At 44.6% G+C, this 493-nt stretch carries 1 protein-coding gene; it reads left to right on the plus strand.

All coding sequences use genetic code 11. The features are described 5' to 3' along the window. Positions 1-493, plus strand: a 493-nt coding sequence (locus Phpb_RS09940; protein ID WP_240492505.1) for a Tox-REase-5 domain-containing protein, incomplete at both ends; no start/stop codon positions are given.

Raw genomic sequence — 493 nt, forward strand, 5'->3', positions numbered from 1 at the left:
TGTGCCGGAGTATTAATTGCAGTCGGTATCATGGAAACCGGTAAAGATAAATCCGTTATAGAGGATGACGACATTCACCATAAGAAAACGGATTTTGTGATAAGCCCTGAAATCACGGATGAAGATCGAAATATCGTCTGGAGTGCCGAAGTCCATGCGGATTTTTGGGAGGACGATGATTTAGGGGATGAATCTGTTGATGCCAGTGCGGTTCAGACTAAAGCCCAGTCTGAAACGGAAGAATGTGAAAAAACGGAAACTAAAAAAGCGTGCGAGGCTTGCCTTGCTATTCCGGTGACAAGTGAAAAATATCGCAAGGTGAGTCGCTGGAGCGCCATTACGATTAACTATCAGCGATTTATTGCGAAAACTCAATATAACCCGCTCACACAAATGATCCAGGAATTTCAATGCCTGAAAGTGACCTTTGATGGCTGGAGACCTGCGTATTGCCTGTTTCTGGAGGCCAAAGCGCGGTATGACCAGTTTTTTA

Origin of the sequence: Photorhabdus namnaonensis, from assembly GCF_001684335.1 — a bacterium.
Taxonomy (GTDB): Bacteria; Pseudomonadota; Gammaproteobacteria; order Enterobacterales; family Enterobacteriaceae; genus Photorhabdus; species Photorhabdus namnaonensis.